Annotated in this window: 14 protein-coding genes and 1 pseudogene; 9 read left to right on the plus strand and 6 right to left on the minus strand. The window is 67.8% G+C overall.

Annotated elements, in window-relative coordinates:
- Positions 1–194: 194 nt before the first annotated feature.
- Positions 195–365, plus strand: a pseudogene (locus ACIBJI_RS32440) (Hsp70 family protein); the annotation flags it as partial.
- A 427-nt stretch (positions 366–792) separates the two neighbouring features.
- Here the strand turns inward: ACIBJI_RS32440 and ACIBJI_RS32445 are convergent.
- Together ACIBJI_RS32445 and ACIBJI_RS32450 are read right to left on the minus strand one after the other, a co-directional pair.
- Positions 793–1,671 (minus strand): virginiamycin B lyase, encoded by an 879-nt coding sequence (locus ACIBJI_RS32445; protein WP_397087112.1) that lies wholly within the window; start codon positions 1,669–1,671, stop codon positions 793–795.
- Positions 1,668–2,636 (minus strand): CatB-related O-acetyltransferase, encoded by a 969-nt coding sequence (locus ACIBJI_RS32450; RefSeq protein WP_397087114.1) that lies wholly within the window; start codon positions 2,634–2,636, stop codon positions 1,668–1,670. Before ACIBJI_RS32450 ends, ACIBJI_RS32445 begins: the two co-directional genes overlap by 4 nt.
- A gap of 126 nt (positions 2,637–2,762) precedes the next feature.
- Between ACIBJI_RS32450 and ACIBJI_RS32455 the strand changes: the two genes are divergently transcribed.
- Positions 2,763–3,113, plus strand: a complete 351-nt coding sequence (locus ACIBJI_RS32455) for a hypothetical protein (RefSeq protein ID WP_397087116.1) — start codon at positions 2,763–2,765, stop codon at positions 3,111–3,113.
- A gap of 144 nt (positions 3,114–3,257) precedes the next feature.
- Here the strand turns inward: ACIBJI_RS32455 and ACIBJI_RS32460 are convergent, their stop codons facing one another.
- Positions 3,258–5,009, minus strand: coding sequence for an FUSC family protein (locus tag ACIBJI_RS32460; protein WP_397087118.1), 1,752 nt, complete (start codon positions 5,007–5,009; stop codon positions 3,258–3,260).
- 252 nt (positions 5,010–5,261) lie between these two features.
- A complete protein-coding gene (locus tag ACIBJI_RS32465; RefSeq protein WP_396957018.1) occupies positions 5,262–8,051 on the minus strand; it encodes an AAA family ATPase in 2,790 nt (929 codons plus the stop codon).
- A gap of 180 nt (positions 8,052–8,231) precedes the next feature.
- Between ACIBJI_RS32465 and ACIBJI_RS32470 the strand changes: the two genes are divergently transcribed.
- From ACIBJI_RS32470 to ACIBJI_RS32490, 5 genes are all read left to right on the plus strand, one after another.
- On the plus strand, positions 8,232–9,146 hold the full coding sequence (locus tag ACIBJI_RS32470; RefSeq protein WP_364352939.1) for an MBL fold metallo-hydrolase: 915 nt from the start codon (positions 8,232–8,234) through the stop codon (positions 9,144–9,146).
- A 21-nt stretch (positions 9,147–9,167) separates the two neighbouring features.
- Positions 9,168–10,661, plus strand: coding sequence for a carboxylesterase/lipase family protein (locus ACIBJI_RS32475; RefSeq protein WP_396957015.1), 1,494 nt, complete (start codon positions 9,168–9,170; stop codon positions 10,659–10,661).
- Between the two features lie 61 nt (positions 10,662–10,722).
- Positions 10,723–11,106, plus strand: coding sequence for a RidA family protein (locus ACIBJI_RS32480; protein WP_397087120.1), 384 nt, complete (start codon positions 10,723–10,725; stop codon positions 11,104–11,106).
- Between the two features lie 161 nt (positions 11,107–11,267).
- Positions 11,268–11,963 (plus strand): hypothetical protein, encoded by a 696-nt coding sequence (locus ACIBJI_RS32485; RefSeq protein ID WP_396957013.1) that lies wholly within the window; start codon positions 11,268–11,270, stop codon positions 11,961–11,963.
- On the plus strand, positions 11,951–12,205 hold the full coding sequence (locus ACIBJI_RS32490; protein WP_364352927.1) for a Tn3 family transposase: 255 nt from the start codon (positions 11,951–11,953) through the stop codon (positions 12,203–12,205). Before ACIBJI_RS32485 ends, ACIBJI_RS32490 begins: the two co-directional genes overlap by 13 nt.
- A gap of 331 nt (positions 12,206–12,536) precedes the next feature.
- Here ACIBJI_RS32490 and ACIBJI_RS32495 read toward each other — a convergent pair whose 3' ends face one another.
- On the minus strand, positions 12,537–13,811 hold the full coding sequence (locus ACIBJI_RS32495; protein WP_364352924.1) for a helix-turn-helix domain-containing protein: 1,275 nt from the start codon (positions 13,809–13,811) through the stop codon (positions 12,537–12,539).
- A gap of 371 nt (positions 13,812–14,182) precedes the next feature.
- Here ACIBJI_RS32495 and ACIBJI_RS32500 point away from each other — a divergent pair, with 371 nt between their 5' ends.
- Positions 14,183–14,557 (plus strand): hypothetical protein, encoded by a 375-nt coding sequence (locus ACIBJI_RS32500; RefSeq protein WP_364352921.1) that lies wholly within the window; start codon positions 14,183–14,185, stop codon positions 14,555–14,557.
- Positions 14,558–14,967: 410 nt separating this feature from the next.
- Here the strand turns inward: ACIBJI_RS32500 and ACIBJI_RS32505 are convergent, their stop codons facing one another.
- On the minus strand, positions 14,968–17,193 hold the full coding sequence (locus ACIBJI_RS32505) for a SulP family inorganic anion transporter (protein ID WP_397087122.1): 2,226 nt from the start codon (positions 17,191–17,193) through the stop codon (positions 14,968–14,970).
- Between the two features lie 586 nt (positions 17,194–17,779).
- Here ACIBJI_RS32505 and ACIBJI_RS32510 point away from each other — a divergent pair.
- Positions 17,780–17,962, plus strand: a complete 183-nt coding sequence (locus ACIBJI_RS32510; RefSeq protein WP_364352915.1) for a hypothetical protein — start codon at positions 17,780–17,782, stop codon at positions 17,960–17,962.
- Positions 17,963–18,246 lie beyond the last annotated feature (284 nt).

Consider the following 18,246-nt stretch of genomic DNA (forward strand, 5'->3'; position numbering starts at 1 on the left):
GCCCAAATTCACGTTCGCCGTACCGGTGGCCGAACTCGTTGCGGCCGTTAGCGACTCGGGTGGTGGTGACTAGTGGCCCGATTCCGCCTGGAAGAAGACCTCCCGATCCCCGGGCACGCCGTCCTGTCCAGCCGGCTGGGCTCGGAGGATCTGGACGAACTCATCGAAACCACGCGGCTGTGGGCGTTGCGGGCATCGTCGACTATCTCGCCGACGAATTCCAGCGCGCAGAGCACATCGACCTACGTGCCGATCCGCAAGCGCTGCAACGACTTTTCGAGGCGGCAGAGAAGGCCAAGGTCGAGCTGTCCTCGGTGTCACAGACACAGGTGAATCTGCCCTTCGTCACCGCCGACGCGAACGGACACTGAACGGGAGCGGCCCGGCGCGTCGAGGAGACTCGACGCGCCGGGTGTCGCGTTCCAGTTCCAGGACTTGGAACAGCGAACCCCGCCCGCCGCCACGATAAAACTCGAGCGTTGATAGCCGGAATGGCTGGCATGTTATGGGCGTAACGGCGCTGGCTCTGTCGCAACTGTAACTGCGGCTGCGGTTGTGTGGATCATGTCGAAGTTTCAGAAGAGGGGTGGCTCACGCCTCTGCGGGATGGCGAAACCCTAGTCCTCAACAGCAATTCAAAGTAGATGTCGACAACCGGCTTTCCAAGACGGACCGTCTGTCTTCCGCAACCATGCCTCCCGGTAGGCGTCCCGGTCAGCCTGGATCTGGCGGCGTGACTCGTCCGTCTCGAAGATCACGAGCGCGTACCTCATGAAGGGTTCTTCTCCTGAGTCAGGCGGTGATGCGGGCGAGTGCCCCGGTTTCGAGGGCTGTCCACATGGCACGGTCGGGGCCGAGGGTGATGCCGTGCGGCTCGGCGCCGGGGGTGGGCAGGTCGTGTGTTTCGATCACAGCGTCCGGCGTGACGGTGCCGACGCGGTTGCCGCCCCATTCGGTGAACCACAGGGTGTGGTCAAGGCCGGGGGTGATGGCGTGCGGTCGGCCGGAGCGGTCGGGTAGCGGGAACTCTGTGACGGTGCCGTCGGTGGTGATCCGGCCGATCTGCCCCGCGGCGATCTCCACGAACCACAGTGCACCGTCGGGTCCCGCGGTCATCCCGACCGGTGCGGCTGCCGCGGTCGGGAGCGGGTGCACGGTCACGATGCCGTCCGTGCCGATGCGGCCGATGGCGTTGGCCTGGTTCATGGTGAACCACATTCCGCCGTCCGGGCCCAGGGTGATGGCGGACGGGAACGCCCCGGTGGCCGGAAGCGGGAACTCTGTGACCTCACCGTCGGTGGTGATCCGGCCTATTCGGTCAGCGGCGGTCTCGGTGAACCACAGCGCCCCGTCGGGACCGGCGGCGATGCCGAACGGCCCGCACTGCGCCGTGGGTAACGCGAACTCCCGGACCGCACCGTCGGTGGTGATCCGGCCGATCCGGTGTGCCTGGTACTCGGTGAACCAGAGCGCACCGTCCGGGCCGGGTGTGATGATCGTCGGCCCACAGCCTGGGTCGAGTTGATGGTTCTCCGGCTCGCCGCCCGGCGCCAGCCGACCGATATGTCCACTGTGAACCAGCGTGTACCAGAGCGCGTCGTCCGGCCCGGTGGTGATCGCGTACGGCCCGTCGCCGGTCACGCTGTACTCCTCGATCGATACCCGTGTCATACGGCCTTCTCCAGTCCGTGCTCGGCGGCTGTGCGGGCGATTTCGGCGGGGGTGCCGGCCATGATGCTGCGGGCGTGCTCGGTGACGAGTTCCACCGGCCAGTCCCACCAGGCCGCGCGGCGCAGCGCTTCGACGTCGGCGGCGTCGAAGCGCTGCCGGATCGGACGCGCCGGGTTGCCGCCGACGATCGTGTACGGCGGTACGTCCGCGGTGACGACCGCACCGGCCGCCACGATGGCGCCATCACCGATGGTCACGCCGGGCATGACGATGGCCTGATAGCCGAACCAGACGTCGTTGCCGACCACAGTGTCGCCACGACTGGGCATGCCGGTGACGAGGTCGAGGGTCTGCTCGGTCCATTCGCCGCCGAACATGGTGAATGGGAAGGTGGACACGCCCATCGTCGGGTGTTCGGCGCCGGCCATCAGGAACCGCGTCTCGGCGGCGATCGCGCAGTACTTGCCGATGACCAGCCGTTCCGGGCCGTAGGCGTAGAGCACGTTGCGGTGCTCGAACTCCGTCGCGCCGTCCGGGTCGTCGTAGTAGGTAAACTCCCCTACCGCGATCTTCGGCGAGCTGACCAGTGGTTTGAGGAACACCACCCGCTCATGGGCCGGTAGCGGGTGGCGGGTCATCGGATCAGGTGTCAAGGTTGAGCTCCTGGTGACGGGATGTGCGGGCACGGGATCTAGGAAGACGTAGACACAGCGCAAGCTTGCCTGCTCGGTGACCATGACGACCAGCCCGATGATCACGGGAGGGCCATCGGCCGGTGCTAGTTCCCAGGTGAGGCGTACCACATGGTGGTGGCTGTCGACGCTCCCGGCCATGCGGTACACCAGACCGGGGAACTGCCGCTGGGCGGTGGCCACCACGTCCTCGATGGCGTCGCGGCCCTCGGCGGCCACGATCGGGTCGATGTAGTCGGCGTCGTCGGTCGTTCCATCGCATCCGGGTCTCATGCCCCAAAGCGATGTCCTCGACATCGATGAGGATTTCGTCTTTGCGTTGTTTGTTCCACACCTGCCGCCCGGTGTAGCGGGGTTGGACAGGATCACCCGAATTGCGCCCTTGGACCACGCCCCCGTATGACCGCGAAATCTCGTCAGCGTCCATCCCGGTCGAGCACTGGCAACACCGGCACCTCGCCCTCGGCGGTGGTCCCGGCGACCCTGTGGGCCGCCGGAAGCGACCCGATCGATCTCGGCGACCGATGGCCGCAACCGATCGTGTCTCGCGCGGTGCGCGAGTTCACCGCCCCGGGTGGGCGGGTGCTGTTGCTCGGCTGGCCCGCCCCCACGACTCGTGGTGGCCTGCACGCGGTCGCGGCGGACACGGCGGCGGCGTGCGCCAGCGTCGAGGCCCTCGGCCGCACCGCCCACCACGAACCCCGCACCCCGACCGGCACGGATGATGCGGTGGATCGGGTTCTGGACTGACCCCCGCGTGGCCCCGCCGAGAAGTGGTCACGATTTGCTTGCCGTTGACATCGTCCCCTTCGCAAAATCCTGAGCGGCGGCGCAGGGGAACCCGTACGCGAATGCCCGGACAGGTAGGGCTACGGGCACGGGTTGTGGCTGCTATCAGCTGTCACGTCGGGCGGTGCATGGGCAGGGAGTACAGGGCTGCGGGGGCAAGATGGCTTGGTTCGTTCGGTTCTGCCGAGCTGTTGACGAGTGCTGAGACGCGGGCCACGCTGCTGCGTCTCGTGAGCCTCCCGTCTCGGTGGCGAGGCTTCGCGCGTGGAAGTAGGTGGCTTCCACGCGTTCGAGAACACGGCGGACGCGGGCGCGCTCGGCGCGGCGGGGATTGAGTGGATGCACCAGGGGACGGCAAGCCGTGCGGAAGGCCTCCAGCGCTTGATCAAGATCACGTGCATCGAGTGCGGGCTTCGGGACGCTGGCCTGCGGCGCGCAGCGCACGAGGTGGTCGAGAAGGAAAAGTAGCTCCCTCAGACGCATTTCGGCGACCGTGCGGACAGCCATGGGGACGACCAGCGCGGCTGCCAGAATCCCGCACCCGGCCCCCAGAACGGTCTCCTGGACGCGAAGTGCGAGCAGCTGCGGGGAGAGCGTATGCAGGACTGCGAGCACCATGCTGAGCGAGCCGGTGATGAAGAAGGTCACCGCCCAGTAGCTGCCGGAGGGGGTGTAGAACATCCCGAAGATGCAGGCGAGGAGAAAGGCCAGGGCCAAGGTGGTGTGCCTGTCGGCCAGGGCGGCGAGGCCGTATCCGAACGGCACCCCGGCGACGGTGCCGATCAGCCGTCGGCCGCTCTGCAGCAGGACGTCCCCGGTGTGCTCGGCATTGACGAAGACGACCCATGCCGTGGCCACGGCCCAGTACCACAGGTGCGGGGAGAGAAGATGTCCGCCGAGTACGGCGAGCGCGGCCGCGGCGGTCACCTGGAACGCCTGCCGCGTCGTATGCCGCCACGGGCCTGACGGCTGTGCTGCCCCTGGACGCAGCGCCACACGGTCGCGCTCTGTCCGGTCGGTCAAGTCCGCCGTCTCCGCCTCCCTCATCGTGCTGGCGGAGGTCCCGGTCGAATCCTCCGCTGCGCGGATCGCGAGTACGCCGAGGCGTTGTGCGGTCGCGTCCGCACGTGCCGTCCGCTCCAGCTCCGCCGCCGTGTCTCGGAGCAGCCCGACGGGAGCCTCGTACAGGAATTCCTGAAGCAGCAGCGCGGAGGTGTGCAGCCGGTCGAGACGTCGTTCGACTCTGCGGACGCCAGCTCCGCCGTCTGCGAGTAGATCTGACGTGGCCTGCTGTGCATCACGAAGCCGTCTGTTGAATGCCGCCCTCAGGCGCCTCACGATTCCGTAGGACGTCGTGGGCACCAGACAGAAGCGAGTGACTGCGGCTGCCGCGAAGGCGACGGCCAACGCCCCAGTCAATTGCGGTAGTTGGTGGGGCTGAATCCCAGCGAACTGGGACAGGAAGTAGGCCATGAAGGCGAAGATCCCGAGGTCCAGGCCCCGTCGTCCGAAGCGGCGCGCATATACCGCGGTGAAGATCAGCAGTAGGAAGGCCAGGTGGGACGCGAAGGGGAAAGGCGCCAGCAGGCCCCCGGCCGTCAAGGCGGCTAGGGTCACGGGAGCCCCGGCGAGCAGAGTGAGGAACTGATTGCGGGGGTGCAGGTCGCTGCTCGCCAACGAGGTGACCACCGCTGTGAAGCCGCCGGCCAGAAGTACGACCGAGGGCTGATCCCGTACCGTCAGCGCGGCCAGGGTGAGAGTGAGGCCGAGGACGGCGCGCAGCCCGGCGGTCAGACGCAGCAGCCCCGGGTCGGCTGCGGCAACCCGGTCCCGTAGCGACGCTGTTTTCGCAGCCACCGTGGATTTCCGTTCCTTCGTCGTGGTCGGCCGCTCCCGTCCGGCCCCGACGAGCGGGGCCGTGTGCAGCCCGGGATCACTGGCCTGGGGCCCGCGTTTTCGCACGGCCTTGGGGACAAGTGGGGGCCTCGGGGTACCAGGGCGAAGGGGTCGCCTGGCCGGTTACTGCTTCCTCGCTCGTGTGGCCAGTCTGGTCCGGCGGGATGGCGGGCGGTATGCGTCAGGTGACTGCTTCCACGGCCAGGGGTGCCCTTATTCCTGGTGGCCGGCCGTCGCGAGGGTGCCCTCGATGAGGTCGCGCAGCTGGGATCGGGCGGTGATGCCCAGCTTGGGAAAGCTGCGGTAGAGGTGCGAGCTGACCGTGCGCGGGGAGAGGAAGAGCTTTTCGCCGATCTCTCGGTTGGTCAGCCCGCGGGCGGCGAGCCGGATAATCTCCTGCTGTTGCGGGGAGAGTTCGGCGAGCGCGTCGGGGGCCGCATCTGTGACGTCGAGGCCGGCGGCGCGCGATTCGGCCCGGGCGCGCTCGATCCACGGGCGTGCGCCCAGGCGCCGGAAGGTCTCCAGGGCCTCGGTGAGCGGCCCACGCGCCTCTGCGATGCGCCGACGGCGCCGCAGCCACTCGGCGAGGTCGAGCAGGGTCTGTGCGCGTTCGAAGGGCCAGTACTCCAGTACCGGATCCGCCAGAGCCGCCCGGAAGTGCGGTTCGGCGTCGTCGGGGTCCGCCAGCAGGCCACGGGCTCGGCTGATCAGCGCACGCAGACGAGGTGAAGCGTTGTCCGCCAGCGCAGATGCCGAGCGCTCGACGATCGCGACAGCCTCCTCATGGCGGCCGCAGCGCACAGCGGCGGCGGCCAGATCCGCGAGGGCCGGGTAGGAGGCGTGGTAGTGCACGGGCGCGCCGTCTACCGTGAAGACCATGCGGAGTTGGCCGTACGCGGTCTCGTAGGCGCCTTCTGCGGCTGCCGCGGCACCGAGCGCACGACGGGCATAAACGGAGACCGAGCGGCTTTCCAGCGGATCGATCAGGACGAGCGCGTCCTCGGCCCGGGCACGGGCCGAGGACGCATCGCCCTGGAAGGCCAGCACGGTGGCATCCACGGTGGCCGCACAGGCCACGGCGTGGTCGAGGCCGGCCGCCCGGCCGACTGCGGTGGTGCGGGCGCAGGCCTCACGGGCCTGTTCCCACCTTCCTCGCTCCAGGTAGGCCCAGGCGACCGCGCCGCCCAGACCCTCGGGCAGCGCTCCCTGCAGCTCCCAGCGGTCGAAGGCCTCGTCGAAGGCGCGGACGGCCTGTGGGGTCTCGTCCAGGAGCCACGCCATGATCCCGACGGCGGTGAGCCGCTCCGGCCGGGCTTCCGCCTCGGCGGCCAACTGCGGGAGCAGGCAGACGAGTTGGGCCCGGTCGTCGAAGGGGTCCGACACAGCCCTCACCCAGGTGCGCAAACCTGCGTGTGAGGCGTCCTCGGGAAGGCGCCGCAGGACCTCCTGGATGCGGTGGCGCTGGGTGTCCTCTCCGGAGTAGAAGCGGACCACGGCGGCGCCGGCCACGAGGTCCAGCCCGGCGGCGGGCTGGGAGGCCGCCAACTGCTCGGCGTCGTCGGCCAGCCGGGAGAAGACCACGCTGTGGCGCACGGTCAGGACCGCCAGCCGTCCGGCCTGCACGGCGGCGGAGGCCAGCAGGGTTGCGTCATCCGTGCGCGCGCGTGCTGCGGCGACCAGTTCCTCGACCCAGGCGATGTCTCCGGTGAACACGGCCGCCGCGGCGGCTTCGACCAGCAGCCGGGCACTGTCCTCGCGTTGCGGTGCGAGTTCCGCGGCGCGCTGCAGGGCCTGGGCCGCCGCCGCATGGCCGCCGCGGCGGCGGGCCCGGCCGGCGGTCCGCTCCAGCTCCGCCGACGCGGCCGCGTCCGGGTGCGGGCAGGCGGCGGCAAGATGCCAGGCACGCCGGTCCGGTTCGTCCCGCAGCATCTCGGCGAGCGCAAGGTGAGCCTCGCGCTGGGCGCCCAAGGACGCGGCGTGATACACGGCGGACCGGACCAATGGGTGGCGGAACCGGACGTCCCGGCCGGTCCGCCGGACCAGCCCGGCCTGCCCGGCTGGCAGCCAGACCGCGTCCTCGGCGCGCGGCAGCCCCGCCGAGACGGCGATCGCGGAGTCGGCGCTATCCATGGCGGCCAGGAGCAGCAGAGCCCGCATGGTGGAGGCGGGGAGACTGTTCAGGCGAGCGGCGAAGATCCGCTCCAGGTGATCGGTGAGCGGAAGCGGACCTGCAGACGGCAGCCCCGCAGCCGTGTCCTGTGCTGAGGCTGTCCTCGTCAGTTCCAACAGTGCCAGCGGGTTGCCGCCTGCCTGGTCGAGGATCCGCGACCTGGTGTGCCCGGTGGGGCTCTTCGGCTGCAGGTCCAGCAGCTGATTGGCCGCAGCTTTGTCGAGCGATCCCAGGGTGAGCATCGGCACATGACGGTCGAATCCCGGAAGGTGATCGCCGCCACGGGCACCGATCAGCATGGTGACCGGTTCACCTTCCAACCGTCTGGCAACGAAGGACAGCGCATCCAGGGAAGCACGATCGAACCACTGCGCATCGTCCAGCACCACGAGCACGGGATGGTGGTCGCCCAGGCCTGACAACAGGCTCAGTACGGCGACCCCGACCAGCATGAGATCGGGTCCCGGCGTGGCCGACCCCTCGCCGAAGGCGTCCTGCAGCGCCGCGCGCTGCCTCCCTGGCAGTGCGTCCACCTCGGCCGGCACCGGCCGCAGCAACTGATGCAGTGCGGAGAACGCCAGGCTCGACTCCGACTCGCTCCCCTCGGCCCGCAGTACGCGAGCGCCGCCGGCTTCCGCCCGGTGCACCGCGTGCTCCAGCAGCGCGCTCTTCCCCGTGCCCATGTCACCGACCAGCATCAGCACCGGGTCGGCCGACACCGAGTCCACCGCACGAAAGAGGCGTGCCAATTCCGCGTCCCGGCCGACGATCAGCTCCCCCGGATCCGGCTCCGGTCCCATGACCGCACCGCGGTCGCCTGTGTGCTCGTCCACGGAAGTCTCCCGGAATTGCGGCTTTCGATCGGAGTCGCCTTGCCCTGGCCCGCCCAGGCTACAAGCGGCCGGGCCCAGTGCCCAGGCCATGCGCGCAGGTGCAGTCACGTTACGGATACCGCGCGCACCGAGACCGCTCGTACGGTTCCAGGAAAACCTCCACATTCCCAAGGACGCCCCATGGAACAAATCACGCTCGGCAACGTCACCATCACACGGATATGGGAGTATTTCGGTTCCGTCGAAATGACGCCTGACACCTTCTTCCCGGAAAGCTCGAAGGAAGTCTGGGAGACCGGTACCGACTGGCTAGCCCCGCATTTCCTGGATTCCGAGACCAACATCGTGAATTCGGCGATCCAGACTTGGCTGCTGCGCAGCGAGGGCAGGACGATCCTGGTCGACACCGGCGTGGGCAACCACAAGGAGCGTCCCTACGCCCCGGTCTGGAGCCACCTCGAAACGGACTTCCTGGCCAACCTCGCGCGGGCCGGTGTCCAGCCGGAGGACGTGGACATCGTGATCAACACGCATCTCCACATCGACCACGTCGGCTGGAACACCTACCTGGACGGGCGGCAGTGGGTGCCCACCTTCCCCAACGCCACCTACCTGATGCCGAAGGACGACTTCGACTTCTGGAACCCAGAGAACGGACACCAGCCGCTGCTCGGCCGCGGCAACCAGAACGTCTTCGAGGACAGCGTCGCCCCGGTGCACCAGGCCAGCCTGACGCAGCTGTGGGAGAACAGCCACCAGATCGACGCGAACCTGCGCCTGGACAGTGCTCCCGGGCACACCCCCGGTTCCTCCGTGCTGACTCTCACCTCCGGCACGGACCGTGCGGTGTTCGTCGGCGACATGCTGCACAGCCCGGTGCAGATACTGGAGCCGGACGCCAACAGCTGCTTCTGCGAGAACCCCGCCGAAGCCCGCGCCACCCGCCGCAAGGTGCTGGGCTGGGCGGCCGACAACAACGCGCTCGTGATCCCGGCGCACCTGGGCGGGCATGGCGCCACCGAAGTCGTACGCGAGGGAAGCACCTTCGCCGTCAAGGGCTGGGCGCCCTTCACCCCGTACACCGAGCAGGGCTGAACCCGCGGAAAGGCACCAGAGATGAACCACCACGCCGAACCCGTCGTGACCACCACGCAAGGAGCCGTCCGCGGTCTGCGCCAGGACGACGGCACCGCCGCCTTCCTGAACATCCCCTACGCCGCCCCGCCCCTGGGCGCCGGCCGCTTCGCGCCGCCCGAGCCGCACGAGCCGTGGGACGGCGTACGGGACGCCACCGTGCCCGGCCCCAACGCGCCGCAGTCCGAGCGCAAGCTCGGCAGCATCGACATGGCCCCCTACTTCGGCACCGGCTGGAGCCGGGGCGAGGACTACCTCACCGTCAACGTCTGGACGCCCGCCGTCGCGCAGAGCGACCTGCCGGTCATGGTGTTCGTGCACGGCGGCGGATTCGTCGCCGGTTCGACACGGTCCGCGATGTACGACGGGTCCGCCTTTGCCCGCGACGGCGTCGTCCTCGTCACCCTCAACTACCGGCTCGGCATCGCCGGGTTCCTCGATCTGCCCGGCGCGCCCGCCAACCGCGGCCTGCTCGACGTCGTCGCCGCGCTGCGCTGGGTGCGGGAAAACATCGCCGGCTTCGGCGGTGACCCGGACAACGTCACGCTCTTCGGCCAGTCTGCAGGGGCCACCGTCGTCGGCGGCGTCCTGGCCGCCCCACAGGCCGCGGGCCTGTTCCACAGGGCGATCGTGCAGAGTGGCAGCGGCCTGGGGGCGTTCAGCACCGAGCAGGCCGCCCGCGTCACCTCCGCGGCCGCCGACGTCCTGGGCGTCGAGCCACACGTGGACGCCTTCGCGGGGATCTCCGACGAGCGTCTGGTGGAGGCCGCTTCCAAGCTCGCGGGCATCGATCTGCAGACCGCCACCCACCATGACCCGCTGATCGGGCTCAGCCCCTTCAGCCTGGTCCTGGACACCCAGCCCGCCGAAGCCGTCGCCACCGGACACAGCTCCGACGTCGACCTGCTCGTCGGCACCAACACCGAAGAGGGAAACCTCTACCTGGTCCCGGTGGGCAAGTACGCCACCTCGACCGCCGCCGACGTCGACGAGGCGGCGGCCCGCTCGCACCCGAATCCGGTGCAGCTCGTCGAGACCTACCGCAAGTCCCGCCCCGAGGCGTCCTTCGCGGGGCTGCGCTCCGCCATCATGGCCGACGCGCTGTTCGGCGCGGGCAGCCGCGCTCTGGTCGGCGCCCATGCCGCCCACCCGAAGTCCGCCACCTACGCGTACGAGTTCGCCTGGCGCTCCCAGGCCCTGGACGGAGAGCTCGGCGCCACCCACGCCGTCGAGCTGCCCTTCGTCTTCGACCTCGCGGACCGGCCCGAGCTGAACGGCCCCACCGCCCTGCTCGGCCCCGACAAGCCCCCGGCGGATCTCGCGGCCCGCATGCACGAGACCTGGATCCGGTTCGCCACCACCGGCGACCCCGGCTGGGACCCCTACGACACCGAGCGCAGGGCCACGATGCACATCGACGTCGAGTGGACCCAGATCGACGACCCCCGCAGCCAGGAACGACAGGCCTGGAGCTGACGCCCGTACCGGTCTCGCCTGCTCATCCCCTCCAAGGACCACCACCGCTTCAAGGAACACCATGACCAGAACCGTCATCACTATAGACAACGCACCCTCTCTGCCCGCCCCGCTGTCCCAGGGCATCCGCAAGGGCCCCGTCCTGCAGGTCTCCGGACAGCTCCCCTTCGACCCGAACACCGGCGAGGTCGTCGGTACCACCGTCGCCGAGCAGACCGCACAGGTCCTGCGCAACGTGAACGCCGTACTCGAGGCGGGCGGTGCGGGCCTGGAGGACGTCGTCATGCTGCGCGTGTACCTCACCGACCCCGCCCACCTGGCCGAGATGAACGAGGCGTACGCGGCAGCCGTCGGCGAGCCCTTCCCCGCCCGTACCACCGTCTACATGCAGCTCCCGCCGGGACTGCTCGTGGAGATCGACGCCCTGGCAGTGCTGGGCGACTGATCAGGATGGCCGGTCGTCTGGCAGGAGCGTGCACCAGTCTGAGGGTTCCGCCGGCGTACCTGCTCGAGGCCCTGTGCGCACTGATCGGACGACCGGCACCTCCCCGCGGGCCTCATCCCGTACGCCGCATCCACGAGCAGGTCCTCCAGACAGTGGGGTCGGTGCCGCCGGGCGTGCTCGAGCCGGGCGATGTGTGCGCGGCCACGGACGTGCGCGCGGGCCTCTTGAACGCCGAGATCCCGGCCCCCTCGGACACGGCCGCCCTCTGCATCCGGCGCACGGTCGACGACCTGGGACCGGCCGACCTGTGGGAACTAGCACGCTTCTCGGCCGTGACCCGGGACGATCTCTCCTGGGGCGCTGCCGCGGTCCTGGCGGGAGGAGATCCCGGCGCCGGAGACCTGCTGGACGAACTCGCCGCGCACACCCTCGCGGAGGAGGTCGCCGAACGGTCTCGGTGCCAGTGGGGCCGAGACCACACCGAGGCGGTACGCGCCGCGCTGTACCGGATTCTGGCCGACCTCGCCGACGCCCTCCTGGAAGTGTCGGAGTCGACCCCGACCCCCCTGGACTGGACCGTTCACGACAACGGCGGGAGGTATGTCACCACCGCAGTGGGCGACGGGGTCATGTACGACGTGCTGGTCGAGACGGCGCAGAACGCTCCCCCGGCTGCGGCACTCGTCTGGGACCCCCCGTCACCGCTCGCCGCACGTGCCGTCTGGCAGTGGCAGATCACCAGCGGACCGGTCGACCGTGCCTCTCACAGCTGTGCGCCCTTGCCCTCCGCACTCGCGGCACGGCATGCCGCCGAGTGTGCAATCACCGCACTCACCGCCGGCAGATGCGGGCTGTGAGCCACCTCGGCCTGCGCCGGACCCATGCCGCACCGCAGACGTGCGTTCCAACGCGGTACATGGACGCTGCGGTGAAGCAGCTGCGCGCGGACGGCTTCGACGTCCGTGACGAGGACGTGGCCCGCCTCTCGCCGTTCGTCAGGCATCACATCAACCTGCTGGGCCGGTACTTCTTCCAGCTTCCCGACCTGCCAGGCGGCCTGCGTCCGCTGCGCGCCCCGGACGCCACCGACGAAGAATGACCGGGTCCTGGCCCGCACCGCCGGACGGGAGGACCCTGGAGGTACGTCCGGCGTCGTCTTGGTTGCAGAAGACCTCGCTCCGGTCATCGAGCCTCCGGCAAACCAACACCCTCGCCCTCCACCACGCGGCCGACCACCTGGCCCGCCGAACTCTGGCGCCCCGGATCGACAACAGCCAGGTGGATTCACATCACCTCCCGTAGGTCCACCGGTCCGAGTCGGCCGCGGCTGCCATGGAACTATTGGGCTTTCAACTGGTGGTTCGGGTGTCTGATGTCTTGCCGTCGCCTGCGATGTCCAACCGGTGGTTGCTGCTGCGGTGGCGCACACCCTATGGTCGCGTTCGAGTTGGCTGATCGAGTGCGGGGCGGCTGGTTGTGTCGGTTGCGTGCTGCGGGTATCCGCGGGCGATCAGAGCTGCTCGGAGGTGCCAGATACCGGAGAGTTTGGTTGGGTCGAAGCCGGTGAGTTGGCCGATTCTCTTGAGTCGGTAGTCGACGGTGTTGGTGTGTACGTGCAGCGCCTGGGCGGTGCGTCGGCGGGTGAGGTTGTGGCTGAAGTGTCGTTGGAGTGTGTCGAGGAGTTCGGGGTGTTCGTCGAGTGGGGTCAAAATTGTGCGAAGCCATTCCAGACCAGGGCCCGGGCGGGTGAGCTGGTATTCCATCGCGAGTTGATCGAAGCGATATAGTCCGCGCGCATACTGCAGCCGCTGCACCATGTCGAGGAGTTCGTGTGCTTGATCGGTGGCGCCCGGAATACGGGAGGTCGGGGAAGTGACGACTGTGGCGGTGATGGGAACCTGTGCGGCGCGTGACAGTTCATCGATGAACGCGTCGAGGTCTTCGTTGGGCACCAGTGTCTCGGGTAGCAGGATCGTGCCGCCGTCGACGCTGAGTAGTGAAAGCGCATTGCCGGTGTACTTTTTGGCGAGCTCCGCTTGTATACGCCGAAGTTTGCGTCGTGCAACGACTTTGGCATCCAGGCGCGGGTTGTGTTCCTCCGGGTGTGCTGGGATGGCCACGGCGAGAATCCAATAGGATTCGGCGATCTCTATGCCGCACTCGCGCGCCATGGTAGAGGTGGAGTTGCCGCCGAGCAGAGCTGAGGTGAGCGTGTGCGCGGCGGTGTGGTGGTCGCTGACCACGGCCCGCAACTCCTTGACGTAGGCGTGGGAGACGGTGGCGGTGATTGTGTCGAGGATTTCGAGCAGTCGCCGGCTGGCCGACTTGATGCTGTCGAAGTCCGCGGCCGTCGCATCGGCGAGTACCAGGTCAAAGCCGAGCTTGAACCCTTCGTGTACCGCGTGGTGGATGGTGTCGATCGGGATGCCTTCGCGAGCCCAGCCTTCGGCGGCAGTCCGTAGTTTCTGGGTCCGCTCGGGGCCATCGGAGCCGTCGAGCATGCTCACGGCGAGCTCGAGGCAGGTCCGGGTGATCGTGGTGATGTCGCCATTGAGCGCCTCGCCGGGCAACGTCCGGCACGGAACGATGTGCTCGACGAAGTGGCCGACCATTTTCCGCGATAGTGTCCGGACGTCTTTCAATGGCGATGTGACGGGCTGGCCCGAGACGATCAAGTCCCGACGGGCTGAACTGGCGATGGTCATTGTGACTCCCTTCCATCCCCGCGGCGTGGCGAAGCACATAACGGTAACGTGGCGATCGCCGGTATCGGTCCGGCTATCTGCGCTTCTGGGTTTTGGGGAATGGAGTTGATCACGCCGCTGTGATCAACCACAGATCTGAAGGCGCCGCCCCTGGATACGCGGTCGCTGGATTGGTCAAACGTCCGGTTGGCGTCGCGTATCGGCAATACGTTGGCCGAGATCGCCGAGCACGCCACCGGGCCGAGATCGTAGGGAAGGATCACAATCGAGACGGCGCTCGGTTCGTTCGATCACTGAAATGAGCCGGTCAGCGCGAAGCCGCAGCGATCAGCCCGTACCGTCGATGTCTGAAGGGCGGCAGAGGGAGCGCCATGGCAGTGGACCCGCACGACGAACGTCGAACAGCAGGCGCAACATCCGCCCACAACGGACGCCCTCGACATACCGTCGCGGACCGAGTTCTCAAGGCCGGCATCGAACGTGCGCTCGTCGTATTCGACGCCGCCGAAGCCTCGGGTGCCCTCACATTCGATTGGTTCGAGCACGCTGCGACCCGCTGCGCACAGGACGGAATCCCGATCGAGACGGTCCACGCGGTGGTTACCGAAAGTGTGACAGCGGCGTTGGGCCGACTTGGTTCGGCCACCGGCGTCGTCGACGGCGGACGGGAAGTCGGGCTCGAACAAATCGCTCCCCCGAGTATCCTCGACCAGCTCATCGCCGTCGTCTCGCGCGCCTATGCCTGACCGTCGGTGGCATAGCCGGAGAGCTGGCGGGCACGGTTCCGGTGAGCAGCCGTTTGAGGATCCGCGATCGTGGTTCGCTCCGGCACCGGCGGGCGCCCGTCAGTGTTGTGGCGCGGAACATCGGAATGCAAGTACTGGACGAGTTTTCCGGGTCGCCGTCTACGAACAGTGCCGAGCAGCGGTGTCGCCGAACGATCTCCTCGATCTGCAGCCCGGAAAGACAACCCGCAGTCCTTGCGGCTGCATGGTCGACCTGTCCCTGCGGACATGTCACAGGTACCGGGTCGAGTGCGGTGCGATGATCCGATAGCCGGGATGCTGGGCGAACACCGCCGCTGTGGCATGGCTGCGAGAACGTCGAGGCCTGGCACGACTTCGATTGGCGTGCGGGTGAACTCGCATCCGATCGGTTAGACGGTGACCGGTGCGGCGGCGTCCTGGTCGGTGATCTGGCTGATGCCATCGGCGGTGACCTCCAGCACGCATGCAGTGGAGATATCGAAGAACAGGCCCGACACCGTCAGGCCGCGCTCCGCGACGGCCTCGCGCATAACTGGATGATGCTGCAGGGTCTCCAGCTGCACGGCGACGTTCACCATGCTCAGCTGAGCGGCCTCGTCGTAGCCCGCGGCCGCCGCAGCCAACCGCACCGGGTGCTCGGCCCGGTAGGCGTCCAGGCTGGGCCGGGCATGGGCGAGCCAGACGTCCAACCTCGGTCCGGCGGAGGTGCCGGCGAGCAGCGCCTTCATCGCACCGCACGAGGAGTGGCCGCACACCACCACGTTGCGCACCTTCAGGTTGTCCACCGCGAAGGACAGCGCCGCTTCCACCGAGGCGTCCGAACCGTCCGCGGGGTGCAGGTTGCCGACATTGCGGACGGTGAACAGGTCGCCGGGGCCGCTGTTGGTGATCACGTTCGGCACAATCCGCGAGTCGGTACAGGTGAGGAAAAGCGAGTGCGGATCCTGCCGATCCCGCAGCTCGTCCAGGTGTGGACGCAGCACGTGCGCGTGGCTGCGGTGATAGGCGGCCACACCGGCCGCGACCGCGTTATCGCTGCGGTCGCGCCACGGGCCGAGCGCCTCGTCGAGCATGCCGCGCGCCCGTCCGCGCCGTGGCGGTCCGGTCATGGCGTGTTCCATGCGCGCAGTGCCGATCTCCACGAATTCCGCTTTGCCGCCGATGCTTTCGTGCTGGCGGGTCCAGTCGTGGATGGCCTCGTAGGCGGCGTGGTCGAGGAAGTCGACGGTCAGCTCGACCAGCACGTCGGTGCCGGTCGGGACCTTGGCTAGTTCCTTGGTCAGCTTCGGCAGCGCCAGGAAGGTGCACGTGCCGTCGATGGTGACGATCCAGCGGTCGGTGCCCGCCACCGGCGCGGCCTGTACCGACACCTTCACCACTCGCCACAACAGCATCGCGAACGCCAGCGCCAGGCCGATCAGCACGCCCTCGAGCAGGTTCAGTAACACCACACAGACCATGGTCACCGCGTATACCGCCAGGTCGCCGGTGCGATGGGCGAGCCGGATGTGGGCCAGCTTCACCAGCTGCATGCCCACCACGATCAGCAACCCGGCCAGTGCCGACTTCGGGACCTGCTGTACGACGCCCACCAGCGCGATGGAGAACACCAGGATCCACACGCCGTGCAGAATCGCCGAGGCCTGGGTGCGCGCTCCTGCGGCCACGTTGGTGGAGCTGCGCACGATCACCCCCGTGACCGGGAGGCCACCGAGCATGCCGGAGGTGATGTTGGCCGCGCCCTGGGCCACCAGCTCGCGGTCGAAGTTGGTGCGCTTGCCGGTGTGTAGTTTGTCCACCGCCACCGCCGACAGCAGGCTCTCCACGCTGGCGATCAGGGCGATGGTCAGCACCGCAAGCGCCACCGCACCCCAGTTGCCGCCGGGCAGGCCAGGCAGGCCGATAGCGTCGAACAGCGAACCATCGATCTTGATGCGCTCCGGATCGCCGGGCAGCACAAGCGAGAGCACCGTACCCACCAGCACCGCCACCAGCGGGCCCGGGATCAGCCGCACCCGCTCCGGCACCCAACGCCAGGCGACGATGATGCCGATGACGACCACGCCGACCAGGAAGTCGTCACCATGCAGGTTCAGCAGCTGACCGGGCAACTCGGTGATGTTCTCGAAAGCCGGGCCGCGCGACGAGCCGCCCAGCAGCACGTGCACTTGCTGCAGGGCGATGGTGACACCGATACCAGCGAGCATCGCGTGCACGACTACCGGCGCGATCGCCAATGCGGCGCGCGCGATCCGGCTCAACCCGAACAAAATCTGTAGCAGGCCGGCCGCGACGGTGATGAAACAGGTTGTCTTCCAGCCGAACTGGTGGATGGTCTCCGCGAGCACCACGCTCAGACCGGCGGCGGGCCCGCTGACCTGCAACGGGGAGCCACCCAGGAAGCCAACGACAATGCCGCCCACGGCGGCCGCGATCAGGCCGGCTGCGATGGGGGCGTCGGAGGCGATGGCAATGCCCAGCGACAACGGCAAGGCGACGAGGAACACCACGATCGAGGCGGGCAGATCATGGCGAGTGATCGACGAAAGCCGATCGGACCAGAACCTGCCCGGCACGGCATCCGATTCGGGCGTCGTATCGGTGTCGGTGGACATATTTCTCCTTCACCAGGCCGATGGGCCGACCCGAGTTTGTCGAACATGTTCTCCAAACATCGAAAGCAGCTGCCGGACAACGATGTCCGAGAACTCGATGTCCAGCAGCCTCTCAGGCGTGAGGAGTTTCCAAGATCAAAGTACTGGCAGCAGCACAGCGAAAAACGGGCCAGGCGAATATTTGTGACCGACACAATTCCGAACGGCAGTGTTTTCGGTGCCACCACAACGCGTCTCGGACAGAGTGACCGGGAATTCGACCGACTCGAGAGCCCCACAAAGCGCAAGTACAAGCACAGATGCCACGGAAGCTGACGCGGCGGCCATGCCCTCGTAGCCGACCTCCAGGTACTCGACGGCTGCGACGAAAGACCACAATTGATCTTCAGAATTCTCGTGTGTATTCACAACGCAGTTGTTTTCGTGAATACCGCGGAATTATTGGGCATATCCACGAAAACTCCGCAAACACATAATCTGAGAACCCAAATTATTGCCGACGGCGGGCCGCGGTCCCGCAGGCCGTGATCTGATTGGGCCGCCTCGAGTTCGGGGCTTGTCACACAGCACAACTGAGGATGACTGTATGAATTCAAGAATTATCCGTCGACTCGCCGTATTCGCGTTCGCGCTGCCCGCAATCGCGTTGAGCAGCGGTACAGCCTCGGCAGCAGCCGCCACGGCCACTCCGGTCGGTGGCTCGGTGGAATTGTGTATTCCCATCCCCCTTGGCTCGGCGGAGAACACCTTCTGCCTGCCTATCGGCTAGTTCGAGTTGGGTGCGGCGGTGGCGAGACCGTTCATGGCTAGCAGGATTCTGTTTCCAGTTCGGAGTCGCCACCGCCGCGCGGCATCGGTGGAGTTCACTGGGTGGCGGTGTCGGCTCGCGGACGCAGTAGCGTCGGTTGCGGGCCATACCGGGTAGTGCGCTACTGGTTGAAAGCTGTTGTCACGCTGAATGTTCGACCTGACAGTGCCTGAACTGCGCCGGGCGCTGGTCGATCTCGCTTCTTTGGAGAAGGTTGTTGAGCCGACGGTTACGGGCTTCGATGG

The organism is Nocardia sp. NPDC050408 (assembly GCF_044458905.1).
Lineage (GTDB): Bacteria > Actinomycetota > Actinomycetes > Mycobacteriales > Mycobacteriaceae > Nocardia.

Bases quoted from the DNA above. Each gene is read 5' to 3' on its own strand.
- ACIBJI_RS32445 (WP_397087112.1), bottom strand. From the start codon at position 1,671: ATGACACGGGTATCGATCGAGGAGTACAGCGTGACCGGCGACGGGCCG.
- ACIBJI_RS32450 (WP_397087114.1), bottom strand. From the start codon at position 2,636: ATGAGACCCGGATGCGATGGAACGACCGACGACGCCGACTACATCGAC.
- ACIBJI_RS32455 (WP_397087116.1), top strand. From the start codon at position 2,763: ATGACCGCGAAATCTCGTCAGCGTCCATCCCGGTCGAGCACTGGCAAC.
- ACIBJI_RS32470 (WP_364352939.1), top strand. From the start codon at position 8,232: ATGGAACAAATCACGCTCGGCAACGTCACCATCACACGGATATGGGAG.
- ACIBJI_RS32475 (WP_396957015.1), top strand. From the start codon at position 9,168: ATGAACCACCACGCCGAACCCGTCGTGACCACCACGCAAGGAGCCGTC.
- ACIBJI_RS32480 (WP_397087120.1), top strand. From the start codon at position 10,723: ATGACCAGAACCGTCATCACTATAGACAACGCACCCTCTCTGCCCGCC.
- ACIBJI_RS32490 (WP_364352927.1), top strand. From the start codon at position 11,951: ATGCGGGCTGTGAGCCACCTCGGCCTGCGCCGGACCCATGCCGCACCG.
- ACIBJI_RS32495 (WP_364352924.1), bottom strand. From the start codon at position 13,811: ATGACCATCGCCAGTTCAGCCCGTCGGGACTTGATCGTCTCGGGCCAG.
- ACIBJI_RS32500 (WP_364352921.1), top strand. From the start codon at position 14,183: ATGGCAGTGGACCCGCACGACGAACGTCGAACAGCAGGCGCAACATCC.
- ACIBJI_RS32505 (WP_397087122.1), bottom strand. From the start codon at position 17,193: ATGTCCACCGACACCGATACGACGCCCGAATCGGATGCCGTGCCGGGC.
- ACIBJI_RS32510 (WP_364352915.1), top strand. From the start codon at position 17,780: ATGAATTCAAGAATTATCCGTCGACTCGCCGTATTCGCGTTCGCGCTG.